Genomic DNA, 1117 nt, shown 5'->3' on the forward strand with positions numbered 1-1117 from the left:
CTTGATTCTTATTCAATGGTTCCCGTCTATAGACTGAAAGAAATCTACATATATCAAAAGAATTTTCAAATAAAAGCCAGTCCTAAAGGTCGGTCCTTGATCATTACAACAATATAACTATATGTGCAGCTACAGAACAGAGTACAGAAATAGAAATTAATATTTAGAGTTCATTCCTAGTGATAATTGCTTAAAAATAGATCATGAATGTATTATAAACATAACCAACATCTGCTTTCAAAGTAATTGGTTGTACATAGGCAAATCATGCATGACATGATTTCATACATTCAGCAATTCTGAAAACAACCAGCTTATTAGTATAGCAGGAAGTTACATAGATAAAGAAAAAACCATGTGCTGTCATGGAGCCTTGGCTTCAAGAGTCTTCTCATACTCCTCAATGGACTTGAAGAGCTCCGAAAAGTTGCCCTTCCCAAACCCACCACATCCCCCCTTCTGATACGTCTTCCCTTGCTCGTCCTTGAGCATGCATCCTACTCTCTGAATTATCTCTATAAATATGGTTGGCCTATCTCCAAGAGGCTTGGTGAAAATCTGGAGAAGAGTACCCTGATCGTCCCTGTCAACCAGAATCCCCAATTCCTCACACTGTTTGATCTGGTCATCGCTCAAAACATCACCAGCCCGATTCTTCAACTTCTTGTAATAAGTAGGGGGTGGTGATGGCATGAACTCGAACCCACCAACACCACTTCTCTTCTTCATCTCCCTCAAAGTCGTGAAGATGTCCTCACTCGAAAGAGCCAAATGCTGCAGCCCTGCACCCTCATTGTGCTCCAAGTACGTCTGTATCTGACTCTTCCGCTTCGTCCCGAAAACTGGTTCGTTCATCGGAAGCAAAACCATCTCGTCGTTGTTAGCTAGCACCATTGAGTTCAGTCCACTCTCACTCGTCCCCACGTCTTCCGCCGTGAACTCTGCGAACTCGTGAAACCCAGTGAACGATTTCACGTATGAGACAGCTGGGCCCAGTTCCGGTACGTTCCGGACGGCGTGATCCAGCCGTCGGATCCCGTAATCCAGAGGGAAGGATGAAATCCCCTCCGTTGGTTCGAAGCCCGGCAAGAAGACGAAGGAGTCAACGTCGTTGGTG

Annotated in this window: 1 protein-coding gene; it reads right to left on the reverse strand. The window is 44.7% G+C overall.

From position 1 onward, the window contains the following. Positions 1-363 precede the first annotated feature (363 nt). The coding region (locus FTV09_RS17865) for a VOC family protein (RefSeq protein ID WP_180059016.1) at positions 364-1117 on the reverse strand (754 nt) is incomplete at its 5' end.

The sequence above is a fragment of the Acinetobacter sp. YH12227 genome, from assembly GCF_013417785.1.
GTDB lineage: Bacteria > Pseudomonadota > Gammaproteobacteria > Pseudomonadales > Moraxellaceae > Acinetobacter > Acinetobacter gandensis.